Below are 15071 nucleotides of genomic sequence, written 5' to 3' on the forward strand. Positions count from 1 at the left end.
TGTCAGGCCGCGGCGGTTTTCCGGTTGATGAAGCTGAAGGCCAGCACCGCAAAGATCAGCGTTCCTGTCGCGACCTGCTGCCAGTAGAAATTGAGGCCGGTCAGGAGCAGGCCGTTGGCGACGACGCTGAGAAGCAAGACGCCAAGGACGGTGCCGGGAATGTTGGGGCGGCCGAGCGGCGAAAGTGTCGTGCCGATGAAGGTTGCGCCGATGGCATTCAGAAGAAAGGCATTGCCCGAGGAGGGGATGTAGACGGTGACCGTCGCCGTCAGCACAAGGCCGGCGATCGCGGCGATCACGCCTGCCAGGATGAAGGTCGCACCGACGGGTATGCCAAGGTTGATCCCGGAATAGCGAACCACGCTTGGCTGGATGCCGATCGACAGCACTACGCGTCCGAAACGCGTCCAGGCCAGGATCGCGGCCGATGCGGCGATGACAGCTGCGGCGATCACCAGCGGCACCGGTACGCTGGCGATCGTCCCGTGCCCGAGAAACCGGAACGCATCAGGGATCCCTGATGGCGGAAGATAGACCGGATTGCCGCCGTTGGTCAGCAGCTGCTGGATGCTGCGGCCGATGAACAGAGTGCCGAGTGTGGCGAGGAAAGGTGCCACGCCGATGACGGAAACCAGTACCGCATTCACAGCGCCGACGAGTGCGCCCGCGGCGAGCCCGGCAAGGGCGGCCAGCGACACAGGCTCGCCAGCGAGCACGAGGGAGACGAAGGCGAAGCTTGCGAAATCGACCGCCGTGCCGACCGAAAGATCTATACCTCCGGCCGTGACGGCGAATGTCATGGCGATCGAGACGATCGCCAGCAGCGTGAAGTTATTGACCAGGATGCTCTGCAAGTTGCCGACGGTCAGAAATGCCGGCGCGAGGATCGAGAACAGCGCGAAGACCCCAACCAGAGCCGCGATCAGTCCATAGCGGGCAAGGTTAGCGATCGACCCTTCGGCGAGTTTCAAGCCGGACATATCAAGCCTCCCGTTTGCGCAGCAGGGTTGTGGCCGAGACCACGATGAGGATGAGAAGACCCTGGACGCCGCTGACCAGTGTGCTCGGGAGGTTGAGAAGCTGGAAGCCGTTAGTCAGGAAGCCAACGAACAGCGCCGAGATCAATGTGCCCGGAATTGTTGGAACCAGACGGCGCGAGAACACCGAGCCGAGAAGTGCGATGACGACGACGGGGAGCAGCGCTTCGCCGGAACCGGTAGTGCTGCCGCTGAGATAGGAGACCGAGAGAATGCCTGCCACCCCGCCGCACAACCCGCTGGCAATGAAGGCGCCTGCGAGCAGGCGCTTGACCGGCAAGCCGGCGGCCCGCGCAGCATCCGGAAACTCGCCGACTGCATAGAGCCGCAGGCCAGCCGGCGTGTATTGGATGATCGCCCCGGCAAGGGCGGCAAACCCGAGCAAGATATAGGCAAGGAACGGGATGCCGAAGCTGTCTGACGAGGAGATCGCCGTCAGGAAATCGGTCGATGCCGGAACGACGGTATTTTGCGTCAGCACGAGCTCCAGACCGGCGGCTATATTCATCACGGCGAGTGTCGCGAGCAGCGGCACGATGCCTGCGAGCACCACCGCGGCTGCGTTGACCGCACCAATCGAAAGGCCGGTCAACAGTGCTGCGCCGGCAGCAGCCGGGTCGCTGAAACCCAGCTGGATCAATGTCGCGTAGACTGCGGCGCTGAGGCCCATATTGGCGGCAAGAGAAAGGTCGATGCCGCCGGTGACGACATTGGAGCCGCCGGCGATCAGCACCACCGTCAGGCCGATTGCCAATATCCCCGAAATTGCCGATTGGCCGAGCACATTGCCAATATTGCCGACAGAGAGGAAATAAGGTGCGGTGAGTGCAAATGCGGCCAGTATGACTGCGAAGACGAGCAGCGAGCCGAAACGGAGGATCGCCGCCGCCGAGGTGCCGCCGGTGCGCGGTACATCGGCGAGATAATCCGGGGAGGGAGCGAGCTGGATATCAGCCGACATGATGCAATCCTTCCGAAGCGCCCGTCGAGATCGCGAGCACTTCATCGGTTGTGGTTTCTGCTGAGGCGAGTTCACGGATCAGCCGTCCGCGGAAGAACACCAGAATGCGATCGGTGATGCCGACGAGCTCGGGCAGGTCGGAAGACAGCACGATGACGCCCGCGCCGCGCGCCGCAAGCTCGCCGATCAGCGTGTAGATCTCGACCTTCGAGCCGATGTCCACACCGACTGTCGGCTCGTCGAGCAGATAGACTTCGGAATGGCGGCTCAGCCATTTTGCGATCGCTACCTTCTGTTGGTTTCCGCCCGACAGGGTGCGTACCAGCGCATTCCCGCCGACCGTCTTGATCTGCAGGCGCCGGATCAGGTCATCCGTGTCGCGCCGCTCGCCGGCCAGCTTGAGGAAACCGAAGCGGCTGTAGCGCGACAGGCTCGGAAGCGTGATGTTTTCTGTGACGCTGAGGTCGAGGCTGACGCCGTTTCCGCGCCGGTCCTCGGGAACGAGCGCGATATGGCTCTCGACCGCTGCCGAAGGGCTCTTCGGGTCGATGGTCCGTCTGCCCGTCTTGATCGTGCCGTCTGCGGCGCGCTGGAGGCCGAAGAGCGACCGGATGAGATCCTTGGCGCCGGAGCCGAGAAGCCCGGTGATGCCGAGCACCTCGCCGCGGCGCAGGGTGAAGCTGACATTGTCGAAGCGGCCGGGCGCCGACAGGCCTCGAACGTCCAGAATTGCGTCTCCGACTTCGACCTTGCGCTTGGGGAACATCTCGCCGATATCGCGTTCGATCATCAAGCCTGCGATCGTCGTGGCAGGTGCCTCACTAATCGGTAGGGAGGCGACGCTGAGCCCGTTGCGCAGCACCGTCACATGATCGCAGAGGTCTTCGATCTCGTTCAGATAGTGGGAGATGTAGATGACGGTCACACCTTCGTCGCGAAGGCGGCGGATCAGCCGGAAGAGGATATCAGCTTCGCGCCGGATGAGGGCAGCAGTCGGCTCATCGAAGACGAGAACCTTCGGCTTGTGGAGCAGCGCCCGCGTGATCTGCACGATCTGCCGTTCGGCCGTCGATAACTGGCTGATCAGCGCATTTCTTGGCAGATTGATGCCGAAATAATTCGCAAGCAGTTCCTCGGCGCGCTTCTGCATCGCCCGGCGATTGAGAAACGGAGTTCGCGCGATGCGCCTCTCGTGACCGAGAAACAACGCCTCGCCGACCGTGAAGGTTGGAACCAGCAGCCGGTCCTGGTGGATGAAATGGATGCCGAGTTCGTCGCAGAGATGCGGCGTCAGCCTCTCGTATGGCTTGCCATCGACCTCGATCGAACCGCCGTCCGGCACGTGGAAGCCGGCAAGGAGCTTGATCAGCGTCGATTTTCCGGCCCCGTTCTGGCCGACAAGGCCGTGTACCGTGCCGCGCCGGACGGCGAGCGATGTTCCGGCCAGCGCCTGCGCACCGCCGAAGCGTTTCACGACCCGGTCGAAGCGAATGATGATATCGCCGGTTTCAGCTGTGGGCGCCACTGCGGATGCACTCATGTTGGATTGTTCCAGAATTCGGAGCGCGGACCCTCCCGCAATCGAAAGGGTCCGCCTCAAGATCAGCCGATGCCGAGCTTCTTGATGATGTCGGAGACATTCTCCTTGTTGGCGAGCAGCGCCGGGACATAGCTTTCGCGCGGCAGCGTCTGGCCCGACAACAGCTTGGCGACGTTGCGAATGGCGACGCGGCCGATCTCGGCCGGTTGCTGCGCCGCGTCGGCGCCGGCGGGCGACTTCGGATCGGCAACGAGCTGCAGAACCTCGGGGCTGCCATCGACACCGTAGGTGCGGATTTCATTGCGTCCGGCGGCTGCGATCGCCTGGGTGGCGCCAAGCTGCGGGATATCCCAGGCAGACCAGACGGCCTTGATCGAGCCCTTCTCCGGATACTTGTTCAGAATCGCGGTGATCTGCGTGAAGGCGTCCTGCACGGTGTTGGGGATGACGTCCCGCAGTTCGGGCTGGATGATCTTTACCTTCGGGAAATACTTGACGACGTTGACGAGCTGGTCGTAGCGGATGGCGCAGGGCGTCACGCCGTAGAAGCCGTTGAAGACGACGATATTGCCTTCGCCGCCGATATCAGAAACCAGCTGCAGCGCCAGGTCTTTGCCGATACCCCAGTTATCCGAAGTCGTGTTGTTCAGCGAATTCGTCGAGCCGACATCGACGGTCAGGACGGGGATCCCGGCATCGCGCGCCTTCTTAAGCCACGGATCGATGACGCTCAACGTCCCCAGGATCTGCACGAGCGCGTCTGGCTTCTGAGCAACAAGCGTCTGCAGCTGGGCGATCAGCTTGCCGTCGTTGCGGCCGGCGTCGACGGCGATCGGCTCGCCGCCGAGACGCTTCACCTTTTCGATCTGGGCATTGTAGACCTGCAGATCGAAGTAGTGGTCGGTGCCCGTCGCGCTGATGGCGACCCGCTTGCCCTTCAGCGAGAGCGCTGCATCATCGGCGCGCGCTACCGGCGCCGTCAGCAGGCTGGTACCTGCAAAGGTCGCTCCTGCGACCGCTGCAAACTTCAAGATTTCACGGCGTCCAAGGCCGTCCCCAATTTCCTTAGTCATGCTCATATCCCTCAATTTCAATAGTCTATAAAATATATGGAAAGAAACGACAAAGGAGGTACGTTATTCCAAAAGTTCAGAGTGTTGGCGAAAATTTGGCGGGCCGGGCAGGGCCGTTAGCGATCAGCATTGCGGCCCAAGCCGAAGGTCAAAGCCAGTGCGCCGACCAGCACGGCGCCCTTGACGAAGTCCTGCGTATAGTAGGGCGCATTGAGCATCGTCAGCCCGTTGAGCAGGACGCCGACGAAGACGGCACCCGCAATGGTTCCAAGCACATTCGGCCGGCGCAGGTTAAGAACGGCAAAGCCGATCAGCGACGCGGCAACGGCATCCATCAGCAATGAACCGCCTGATGAAACATCGCCGCGCCCGACACGTGCGGCAATGACGATGCCGCCCAATGCGGCGAGTGCTCCCGATATGACGTAGGCAAGCGTCTTCAGCCGTATCGTTGAAGCACCGGCAAGCCGCGTCGCCAGTTCATTGCCACCGGTGGCAAAAAGCAGGCGGCCTATGCGCGTGTGTTCGGTCAGCACGTATAATGTGACGGCTACGGCTGCCATCAGCACGACCGAGACAGGCAATGTGGCGAAAAGGCTGTATCGGCCGATCATCAGGAATGCCGGATCGAAGGCGCCCGATGCCTTCGATCCGTCGGGCAGGATGAGCCCGGGAGAAATCGAGCGGCCAGCAGTCGGAATAAGCTGCAGGCCAGACAGCAGAAACATCATGGCGAGCGTCGCCAGGAGATCAGGCACCCGCAATCTGACGATCAGCAAGGCGTTGATCAGCCCGACCGTTGCCCCAAATGCCAGCACCAGCGGCACGGTGATGAAGGCATCGAGCTGCCAGACGATCATCGCGTAGCTTGCCGCCATGACGCTGGAGGCGGCGATGGCGCCGATCGAGAGGTCGAAGCCGCCGACGGCCAGCGTCACCGTAACGCCCGCGCCGAGAATCGCGACGACCGAGACGGCTTGGAGGATGCTCATCAGATTGGCGACGTTCACAAAGGCCGGTTCGGCGATGCCGAAGCCGATCACCATCAGGCCAAGCAAGATGAAGACGGCACCGGCTCGCAGCGAGCGGCCAAGCGCCGTGGCACGGCCGGCAATACTTTGCCGCGCACGCTCCTTGCTCTGCGTTGCAAAGGCGTCATCGTCGATGCTGGTCATATCATTGGTCCATGCGTGGTGAGGGTTTCACTGACCGGAAGGAGTGTATGGCTGTCGATCGTCACAATGCGATCGGCCACCTCGAGAGCTTCTTCCGGATCCGATGTGGCAATCAAAGTGGCGCGGTCCCTGCGCGAGCGGATCGCCTTGATGATGTCGTGCCGTGCGCCGACATCGACGCCCTGGAAGGGCTCGTCGAGCAGCAGCAGCCGGCTCGGCTCGGCCTCCCAGCGGGCAAGAACCGCCTTTTGCTGGTTGCCGCCGGAAAGGGTCCAGACCGAGGCAAAGGGACCGGCAGCCTTGATGCCGATCCGGGAAATGGCGAGCGTCGCTTCCCGCGCTTCGCGCCCGCCCGCGATCAGGCCGAACGGATACCATTTCTTCAGATGGGGAAGACTGATGGTGGCGGCCAGCGAGTTTCCCGGCCAGGCGGCAGGCATGAGAGACGCGCGATGCCGGTCTTCACCCGCCATCGCAACGCCTGCCGCAATCCCATCCGCCGGTGACCTCGGGTGATAGGCTTTGCCATCGAGCTCCATTGTGCCGCCTGCAAAGGAGGCCGCGCCGAAGATCGCCGACAGAAGCCGGCTCTTGCCGGCGCCGAGCACGCCGGTAAGAGCCACGACCTCGCCTTCGGCGATCTCGAGATCGAACGGTACGCTCGACGGCAGCAGCCTGATATCGCGCATCGCCAGAACGGCTGGGCCAACAGCGTCTCGCGCCGCGGGCCGTGCCAGTTCGAGCTTGCGGCCGATCATGGTCTCAAGCGCACGGGAGAAGTCGATCGGCTGCGAGAAACCCTCGACGACCCGCCCGCCGCGCATGATGACGGCGCGGTCGGCAATCGCCCTCAGGTCGGCGGTTCTATGAGAGATATAGAGGATCGCCAGACCCTTTGCGCGCAAGCCGCGCAGGACATCGAACAGGCGCTGGCTTTCGTCTCCCGAAAGACTTGCGGTCGGCTCGTCGAGGATCAGCAGTTCGGCATTGTTTGCAAGCGCGCGTGCGATAGCGGCAAGCTGACGGTCGGCGGTGCTGAGATCGGCGAAGTCCCGGTCGAGCGGGAGGTCGAAGCCGGCAGTATCGAGAATGGCGCGCGCCTGCCTGCGCACGCTCCGCCGCGAGATGAAGAACGGCGCCGAGCCCTCGGCGAAACGGTTCAGAAGCAGGGTATCTGCGACCGTCAGCCCGGCCGCTCCGGCGAGATCGGTCGATTGATGCACGGTCACCACCCCGGCTCGCGCCGCTTCCGATGGCGTCTTCGGGGCGAACGGCCGGCCGTTCAGTTCAATCAGGCCGCTGTCTGCAGGAAATACGCCGGAGAGGATTTTCACCAGGGTCGATTTGCCCGCGCCATTGGCGCCCATCAGCGCAATGATCTCGCCGCGCTCGATCGACAGGCTCGCGTCGGCGAGCGCGACTGTGGATCCAAATCTGTGGGTGATGTTTTCGACGTGAAGAAGCGGCATCAATCATATCCGGGCTTTCGGGCCGGCATATTGGACCGCCGGGGGCGTCCCGTTCCAGGCAAGCGATTGCCCGTGCGGGCTGTGTTGCGAAACAAAGAATCTCCCGGGGCTCCGAAAATCGGATGATTTAATCTACTAAAAACATAGAGTTTATATCTAATAATTTCATGCGCCGCCGGGATCGTTCTGCCCGTCAGACGGTGCCTGCCATCGATCACAAGGACCGCGACGATGAAATCTCTTGCACGGCTTGCTTTTTCTGCAGCCGCCCTCTCCGCATCTCTCTCCTCCGCAGCCTTTGCCGGTGGCCTGAGCGGCGCCCCGGCTCCCTTCGACAAGGGCGGGGTCAAGGTGGCGCTGATCAGCTACATCTCCGCTGGCGATTTCTTCCAGGCCTATCAGGCCGGTGCCGAGGCGCAGGCGAAGGCACTCGATATCGATCTTCGCGTCTTCCCGGGGAGGCAGGACGCAGCCCAGCAGCGCGAGCAGATTCTGCAGGCGATCAATCTCGGCGTGGCCGGTATCGTCGTCGATCACGGCTTGCCGGAATCGCTGAGCGACGTCGTCCAGCAGGCAGTGGACAAGGGCATCAAGGTCGTTGCCTTCGACGTCAATCTCAACAACCCAAAGATCCCGCAGGTCGAACAAAGCGACCATGAGCTTGCCCAACTTGCCCTGAAACAGGCAGTCAAGGACAACGGCACCAGCTTCAAGGCGGGCTATGTCTACGTCGCGGGCTTCGCGCCGCTCGACCGCCGCAACGAGGTTTGGGACAAGTTCAAGGCCGAGAATTCAGGCGTCACCGAGAAGGCCCGGTTCGGCAATGTCAGCGACACAACGGCGACCTCGACGGCCGACCAGGCAAAGGCGGCGCTGACCGCCAATCCCGACATCAATGTCGTCTTCGCACCCTATGATGAGTTCGCCCGCGGCGTGAAGCTTGCGGCCGGTGACCTCGGCATCTCCGGCAAGCTGAAGATCTATTCGGCCGACGTTTCGACCGCCGACATCCAGGAAATCACCGAAGAGGGCAGCCCGTGGGTCGCAACGGTTGCGACCAATCCGGCCGTCGTCGGTGCCGTATCGGTTCGCGCTGCAGCCCTGCAGATCGCCGGGCAGGACGTTCCCCACCAGATCACCGTCAAGCCTGTGCTCCTGACGCAGGAGGGCCTGCGCGCCGCCGGTGTCAAGACGATCGAGGACCTCGCCCAGAAGATCCCGGAATTCAGCGCCAGCGATGCGGTGACCGCGAACTGGATCCCGGCCAAGCTTTTCTAGGCTGACATTCTCGATCTCCCGGCGGGGACTACGAGGCCCCGCCGGCTCCAATTTCATAGAACCGGAGTTTTCATCATGAGCCAGTCCAATGTCGTCTTTGCGGCCAACCGCAGCACGACGCGCGAGGACCTTTTTACCCGTGCGGAGGAGATCTCGGCCGATCTTTCCGCCCGCGCAGGCGAACTTGACCGCGACGGCCGTCCGCCGATCGGCGAGATCGTCAAGCTGAAGAACGCCGGCCTCCTGAACGCACTCCACGATGTCAAGACCGGCGGAGGCGGGCTCGATTGGGTGGACGGTTTGCGGCTGGTGCGTATTCTTGCACGCGGCGAAAGCTCCGTCGGCCAGCTGCTCGGCTATCACTACGTCAATAGCCAATATATCAACTGGGCATTCGATGAGGCCCGGGCGCAGGCACTGAGTTCCGAGACAGTGGCAAAGAGCCTCTATTGGGGTGCAGCGGTCAATCCGCGCGACCCAGGCCTCGTGCTGACGCGGCGCGGCAACGGCTATGTGCTGAACGGTCGCAAGTCCTTCTCCACGGCAGCGCACGTGTCCGACTATATCAATGCCAATGCCGCGCTTGACGACAAGATCGCCGGTTTTGCGGTGCCGACGAACCGGCCGGGATACAAGGCGAATGACGACTGGGACAATTTCGGCCAGCGTCTTTCCGACAGCGGCAGCGTCGAGTTTCATGATTTCCCCGTCTATGAAGACGATTTCGTCGCCGCACCCGCGCCGGCAGATGAGGCTCCGCCGGTGCTCTCGACCTTCAACACGCCGCTGATCCAGCTGGTCTTCGTCAATTTCTATCTGGGAACGGCAGAGGGCGCGCTGAACGCTGCCGTCGACTATGTCCGCACGACGACCCGCCCCTGGGTGACGTCGAATGCGGCCCGCGCTGCCGACGATCCCTATATTCTTGAAAGGGTCGGCGAGCTCACAGCGGCGGTCAAGGCATCGGCAGCACTTGCCGATGTCGCAGCCGCGGTGGTGCAGGAGGGGCTGGCGAAGGGGCATGCGGTGACGGCGCGCGAGCGCGGCGAGGCTGCCGCCGAAGCCTATGCCGCCAAGGTGCATGCGACCCATGTGTCGCTGGATGTCACCTCGCGGGTCTTCGAGCTGATGGGCGCCCGCGCGACGGCGGAAAAATACCGTTTCGACCGCTTCTGGCGCAATGTGCGAACGCACACGTTGCACGACCCGGTGTTCTATAAGGCCAAGGAAGTCGGAGAGTTCGTGCTGAACGGCCGAATACCCGACGTCAGCCTCTATAGCTGAGGTCATTGTTGTGAAAACAAGAAACCCCTTCGCGGCCGCGCGGAGGGGTTTCGTTTTATTCGTCAGAGCGCGCCGTTCTTCGGTGGAATGACGCCGTTCAGATGGTAATTGCCGACGACGTGATATTTCCAGCGGACGGGGTCATGAAGCGTGTGGGTGCGGGCGTTGCGCCAGTGCCGGTCGAGATTCAGCCCGGTCTTCACCGAACCCGTTCCTGCCAGTTCGAACAGCGTCGTGCTTGCTTCAAGCGCGATCTCCGTGGTCAGCACTTTTGCCGCTGCGACAGCGAGGCTCGCCTCGACGACCTTCTCTTCGCTTGTGTCGGCCTGCGCGGCATCGACCTTGCGCCCGGCACGTTCGAGAAGCGCGCTGGCGGCTTCCAGCCTGATAGCGATCTGGCCGGCCTTGGCGATCGTCAGCGGATCGTCGCTGGCGCGCTCGGCGCCGCTGTTCATCCAGGGCCGCGCCTTGTGCGTGACGAAATCGACCATCTCCCTGAACGCCGCCCGGGCGATGCCGAGATCGACGCCGGCGTGAATGATCTGCCCGACGGAGCCGATGGTCGAGGGCCGCTCGAAGCCCCGGTGATGCGATACGACCGCGCCGCGCTCGACGAAGACGTTGTTCAGGATTGTGGTGCCGCTGCCCGTGGTGCGCTGGCCGAACCCATCCCAGTCATCGACGATTTCGATACCCTCGGTTCCCTTGGGCAGAAAGGCCATCACCAGATGATCCTCCTCATCCAGTGCGAACACGGTGATCCAGTCCGCAAAGATCACGCCGGTCGAATAGTATTTCGTGCCATTGATCCGGTAGCCGCTGCCATCACCGGTTATGCGGGTCTCATAATGTCCAACCGTCTTGGTGCCGCGTTCGGACAGCGCGTTGCCGAACCGGCGCCCGGCCAGGGCTTCGGCGAAGAAGGTTTTCTTCTGGTCTTCGCTGCCGTCGGTCCGCAGCGCCTCCAGAATGTAGAAATGGTTCTGGGGGATCTGGCCGAGCGAACCGTCTGCTTCCGAAATGATGGCGGTGATCTCGGCAAGCGCCGCGTTGGAAATGCCAAGACCGCCGAAGTCTTTCGGCACGGTAATTGTCAAAAGACCGGAAGAAGAAAGCCGGTCGAGCTCTTCGAAGGGCAATATCCTTTCGGCATCCCGCTGCGACGCAGTTTGCGCGAAGCGCTCTGCAAGCTCACGGGCGGTCCGGATGGCCTCGTCTTCCGTCGCAATGCGGTGCGCGGCAGGTCTGGCTGCGGGAGGTGAAAAGGGCGCGTTCATGGTCGCTTCCTGTGGAATAAGCCGTAGCACCGAGCGTGGTGGCCGGGGTTGATTGTCCCGCGCATCTAGGCACCAAAGCACACGGCCTCACAACAATATAAATTCCATAAAAATTATGGAGAATAGAACTCCATTTCTCCACGCCAGCTTGGTTGCAGCATAGTCTCTATCGATTGCAGGCTGGCGCCGGTCGAGACAAGACGGGACCGGTGGTGTTCTAGCCGGGCGCTTTGGAGGCCATGACGGATATGATGGGCGCAAAGACGGAAAAGACGATCGTCCTGCTGCTCTGCGCCGGAACCGTGGCCTCGCTGTTTCTGGCCTTTGGCTAACGAAGCGCCGTCAGATCACGTAATCCGGTTCGGAAAGGCTCTGGTCCATCGTGACGCCGGGCAGGCCGGAATGGGGCTTGCCGACCACGCGTGCGGGGACACCGGCAACGGATGTATAGGGAGCGACGGATGCGATGACGACGCTGCCTGCGCCGACCTTTGCACCCATCCCGATCTCGATATTGCCGAGAATCTTGGCACCCGCGCCGATCAAGGCACCCCTTCGGACTTTCGGATGCCGATCGCCATCCTGCTTGCCGGTTCCGCCGAGCGTGACGTTCTGGAGAATGGAAACCTCATCTTCCACCACGGCGGTCTCGCCGATAACCAGCCCACTGCCGTGGTCGAGCATGATGCTCTTGCCCATCTGTGCTGCCGGGTGGATATCGACGCCGAAAATTTCCGAAACCCGGCTCTGCAGATGCCTTGCCATATGCAACCGCTTCTCGTGCCAAAGCCAGTGGGCGACGCGATGCGCCTGCAGGGCGGCGAAACCCTTGAAATACAGAAATGGTGTCAGGATCTCGGCATTTGATGGATCGCGCTCGCGCACGGCGATCAGGTCGGCAACAGCTTGCTCGATGATATCCGGCTTCGAGACGAAGGCTTGCGCGACCGCGGCCAGAAGTTCGTGCTGATCCAGATCGTGATCGGCAAGTTTGTGAGCGATGCGGTTTGCAAGCGCCTCGGCAAAACTGGAATGATAGAGGATCGCCGCATTCATCGGGCGTACGAGCGCCCGGTCCTTCGCCGCCGCGTCGGTTGCCTCCCGGCACAGCGCGCTCCAGATCTCGGCTCTTGCGAGCGACAAGGGCGCAAAATTCGAAAGCTCGTTCAACATGGCATGCGGACCTGCCATGCCTTTTCCTCCAGCCGGCCACTCAGGACTTCAGATTAGGGCCGCCGCGCCGGGGACAGAACGCATAGAGTTCGCTCATTGCAGACCAGAGGATAATTTTCCTCCCGGATTGGTGCGAAGCGCGCAAAAAACAATCCCGATATCGCCGCCTTGTCGACAGCGGGCGGTAGCGTCTTCACGCTTAACGCGGTGAACGGCACTCCGCCTGCCCACCCTTGCCAGTGGCGTAGGTGTTGTCGGTCGGATTGTAGGACGGGAATTTCTTGGCGCACCACTTGATGTGGGCAATCTCCGCGGGAGACAAAAGCCAGTTTTCAGCTGCCGCCGCCTTACCGGCTTCGGCGGAATAGGCGGCAACGGATGCGTTGGTTTCGGAATTGCCGGCGACGGCCGGGGGATCAATGCGGAAGGCAAAGGCGGATGATGCGCCGGACATCACAATCGCGGCGGTTACCGCGTATGCTGCCAGAGATTTCGCCACCGTAGACATTTGCCAACTCCAATCGTCGATCTGCATATCAACGGAGAGACAGCGTTTTTGTTCCGGAAGTGCTGCTGGGCAGGCAAACGGGGCCGGGCAGGGATGTTACTTTTCGACGACCGAGATCTTGCCGTCTTCGGAAATCAGCGGGAACACGCCGGTATAGTCCCCGATCGAGGGATGATCTGGAAACAGCGCCTTGTGGCCGGCGGCGGTGATCACCATGACTTCGGCTCCGGCAGCCTCTCCAGCCTTCACCCCGGCTTCGACATCTTCGAACACGAGGCAGCTTTCCGGCGGCACGCCGAGCTTCCTGGCGCCAAGAAGATAGCATTGCGGATCGGGTTTTCCGGAGGTCACGTCATCGCCGGTCACGATCTGCTGCGGGACAGGCAGCCCGGCGGCTTCCAGCCTGCGGATCGCCAGCGCCTTCGTGGACGAGGTAACGATCGCCCAGCGTTGCGGCGGCAGCGCCGCCAGAAATTCAGCAGCGCCCGGAATGGCGACGATACCATCGACATCCTCGATTTCGGCCTGAGTGATCTTTGCGGCCTCAACCTCGGGATCGACCCCCGGAAGATTCAATTGCCGGATCGTGTCGACGCCCCGCTTGCCGTGCATGGTCGGCAAGAATTCGACGGGATCCAGCCCGTGACGTTCGGCCCAGGCACCCCAGACCCTTTCGGCGGCAGCCGTCGAGCTGAGGATGGTTCCGTCCATATCGAAGAGAAAACCGGAAAAGCATCTTTTGCTGTCGAGAGGCACGTGCAGACCCTCCAGGATCGGTTTCGGGCGTTCCACCTTATCGCCCGCCGAAGGTGTATTGAACAGCGCAGGATCGGAGAATCTTCCGCTGCACCAGAGTGAACCAGCCGCGTTGCGTATTTACGGCTGGTTCACCATGACCGCCGCATCTGCCTTCGCAGACCCCGAATGCCGGTTAAGTGTTTCCTGAAACTCGATCCCGAGTCGCCTCAAGAATAGGAACGTGATGAGCTATCTGACATTCGACGTTCAATCGCTTCTGCGCGAGCTCGACCAGTTCGCGTCGGAGCTTTCCGGCCTTGCGAAATCGGTCGAAGTGACGGCCCTCGAACTCCGGTTCGCCATGCTGCGCGCGATGATCGAAGACTGCATGGGCATCAGTTCGTCAAACGACAATCTCGCCCGCGAAAGCCTGGATGGAGCCGGACATGCGAGCTGACGCCGCGGTGCTCCGCACCTCGCTTGCGCGCATTCGGGCCGAAGCGCAGCAGATACAAGCAGCCGAACTGCCGGCGAAGACCACGGCTTTCATTACCCAGCTGGAGCGCCTTGCCGTGTCATTGCCTGAGATGACCGATATCGCCAAGCGCAACGAGCTGGTCAGGATCGGGGAATTGGCGACGGTGCTTTCCAGCTGGATAGACGATCGCGATCCGGGCGCCTCTGCCGCCTTCGAAGAGGCGGCCCTTTCGCTGGGCATGATCCAGTCGAGCGAAAGCGAGTTGCTGGAAGCCATCGTGGGCGTGGCGCGATCGGCGCTCGCGCTTCTTCGCAGATAAGGGATCCACCGCTACGGCAGCGGGCTCAATGCCCGCCGCGGGATTCAGGATTGATGGTCAGGACGGTCGCTGCCAGTGCATCCCTGACATTGTAGCCGATATCACCTTCGGCCTTGATGAGAACGTAAAACACCCGCACCGCCTTCAATTTGGCATCGACGGCATCCGTTTCGGCATCGCTGACGAGCGTGACGATATGGGCCCTGTCGGTCTCGGCTGTGCCGAGGGCCTTGAGCTGGGGCAACACTTTCACCCAGTCCTGAAGTTCGGGAAGATAGACTAAAAAGCGATTCACAGTGTGCTCCTTCAATAAGGAGCAACGTCCTATCACTATGGCCCGTGACGCCAGCGTGACACCACCAAAGGTCTTCGCTGAGCGGCCGGACGGAGCCTGGCGGCTACCGGGGATATGCAAGCCGGGATGCAGGGGCGATCAGCGCTGCCGTTCGGGCGAATCGATCAGCTATGTCCGTCCGTCTTCCCGATACGCTGGCGTTAGGCGGCCAGCGCATCCTCATCATCTGCCAGATAGTCCAGCAGATCGTAGAGTACCTCCATCTCGTCCTCGGTCTCAGGACGTTTCGTCGGCGGAACGTTCTTGACGGGCGCCTTGGCCCGTTGCCGGAAGGTCGCCCGGGGAACCCGGACTGTATTTGCGCGTCTGTTTGCCATCTGCTGCCTCACGCGGAACAAGGAGGATCAAAAGCTTGAGGGCTAACTTAATCACCAAACGCTTGAATAGTCGCGTGACGCCGGCGTGA

Annotated in this window: 16 protein-coding genes; 4 read left to right on the top strand and 12 right to left on the bottom strand. The window is 61.9% G+C overall.

What is annotated here, in order from left to right; genetic code table 11:
- Positions 1–2 precede the first annotated feature (2 nt).
- From J2X43_RS30250 to J2X43_RS30275, 6 genes are all read right to left on the bottom strand, one after another.
- Positions 3–980: an ABC transporter permease gene (locus J2X43_RS30250; RefSeq protein ID WP_112390015.1), complete on the bottom strand. Its 978-nt coding sequence runs from the start codon at positions 978–980 to the stop codon at positions 3–5.
- Between the two features lies 1 nt (position 981).
- On the bottom strand, positions 982–1998 hold the full coding sequence (locus J2X43_RS30255) for an ABC transporter permease (protein ID WP_112390014.1): 1017 nt from the start codon (positions 1996–1998) through the stop codon (positions 982–984).
- The gene (locus J2X43_RS30260) at positions 1988–3538 is read right to left on the bottom strand and encodes a sugar ABC transporter ATP-binding protein (RefSeq protein ID WP_112390013.1); all 1551 of its coding nucleotides are present in this window, start codon (positions 3536–3538) and stop codon (positions 1988–1990) included. Before J2X43_RS30260 ends, J2X43_RS30255 begins: the two co-directional genes overlap by 11 nt.
- Positions 3539–3600: 62 nt before the next feature.
- Entirely contained in the window at positions 3601–4611 is a 1011-nt protein-coding gene (locus tag J2X43_RS30265; RefSeq protein WP_405049667.1) for a sugar ABC transporter substrate-binding protein, read from the bottom strand.
- Positions 4612–4727: 116 nt separating this feature from the next.
- Complete coding sequence (locus J2X43_RS30270) at positions 4728–5786, bottom strand: ABC transporter permease (protein ID WP_112390011.1); 1059 nt, start codon at positions 5784–5786, stop codon at positions 4728–4730.
- The gene (locus J2X43_RS30275) at positions 5783–7255 is read right to left on the bottom strand and encodes a sugar ABC transporter ATP-binding protein (protein ID WP_112390010.1); all 1473 of its coding nucleotides are present in this window, start codon (positions 7253–7255) and stop codon (positions 5783–5785) included. Before J2X43_RS30275 ends, J2X43_RS30270 begins: the two co-directional genes overlap by 4 nt.
- Positions 7256–7486: 231 nt before the next feature.
- On the opposite strand from J2X43_RS30275, the gene J2X43_RS30280 reads away from it, so the two are divergent.
- Entirely contained in the window at positions 7487–8533 is a 1047-nt protein-coding gene (locus tag J2X43_RS30280; RefSeq protein ID WP_112539101.1) for a substrate-binding domain-containing protein, read from the top strand.
- 75 nt (positions 8534–8608) lie between these two features.
- On the top strand, positions 8609–9817 hold the full coding sequence (locus tag J2X43_RS30285) for an acyl-CoA dehydrogenase family protein (RefSeq protein ID WP_112390008.1): 1209 nt from the start codon (positions 8609–8611) through the stop codon (positions 9815–9817).
- A 62-nt stretch (positions 9818–9879) separates the two neighbouring features.
- Here J2X43_RS30285 and J2X43_RS30290 read toward each other — a convergent pair whose 3' ends face one another.
- The 4 genes from J2X43_RS30290 to J2X43_RS30305 form a co-directional block, all read right to left on the bottom strand.
- Positions 9880–11094: an SfnB family sulfur acquisition oxidoreductase gene (locus tag J2X43_RS30290; protein ID WP_112390007.1), complete on the bottom strand. Its 1215-nt coding sequence runs from the start codon at positions 11092–11094 to the stop codon at positions 9880–9882.
- Positions 11095–11436: 342 nt separating this feature from the next.
- Complete coding sequence (cysE, locus tag J2X43_RS30295; RefSeq protein ID WP_310301397.1) at positions 11437–12267, bottom strand: serine O-acetyltransferase; 831 nt, start codon at positions 12265–12267, stop codon at positions 11437–11439.
- Between the two features lie 199 nt (positions 12268–12466).
- On the bottom strand, positions 12467–12775 hold the full coding sequence (locus tag J2X43_RS30300; RefSeq protein ID WP_162698767.1) for a BA14K family protein: 309 nt from the start codon (positions 12773–12775) through the stop codon (positions 12467–12469).
- 96 nt (positions 12776–12871) lie between these two features.
- Positions 12872–13486, bottom strand: coding sequence for an HAD-IA family hydrolase (locus J2X43_RS30305; protein ID WP_112390087.1), 615 nt, complete (start codon positions 13484–13486; stop codon positions 12872–12874).
- Between the two features lie 271 nt (positions 13487–13757).
- On the opposite strand from J2X43_RS30305, the gene J2X43_RS30310 reads away from it, so the two are divergent.
- Positions 13758–13970 (top strand): hypothetical protein, encoded by a 213-nt coding sequence (locus tag J2X43_RS30310; RefSeq protein ID WP_112390004.1) that lies wholly within the window; start codon positions 13758–13760, stop codon positions 13968–13970.
- On the top strand, positions 13960–14310 hold the full coding sequence (locus J2X43_RS30315) for a hypothetical protein (protein ID WP_112539102.1): 351 nt from the start codon (positions 13960–13962) through the stop codon (positions 14308–14310). Before J2X43_RS30310 ends, J2X43_RS30315 begins: the two co-directional genes overlap by 11 nt.
- 25 nt (positions 14311–14335) lie before the next feature.
- On the opposite strand, the gene J2X43_RS30320 is transcribed toward J2X43_RS30315, so the two are convergent.
- Positions 14336–14605, bottom strand: a complete 270-nt coding sequence (locus tag J2X43_RS30320) for a hypothetical protein (protein ID WP_112390002.1) — start codon at positions 14603–14605, stop codon at positions 14336–14338.
- 200 nt (positions 14606–14805) lie between these two features.
- Positions 14806–14982, bottom strand: a complete 177-nt coding sequence (locus J2X43_RS30325; protein WP_162706067.1) for a hypothetical protein — start codon at positions 14980–14982, stop codon at positions 14806–14808.
- Positions 14983–15071 lie beyond the last annotated feature (89 nt).

Origin of the sequence: Rhizobium sp. BE258 (genome assembly GCF_031457345.1) — a bacterium.
Lineage (GTDB): Bacteria > Pseudomonadota > Alphaproteobacteria > Rhizobiales > Rhizobiaceae > Rhizobium.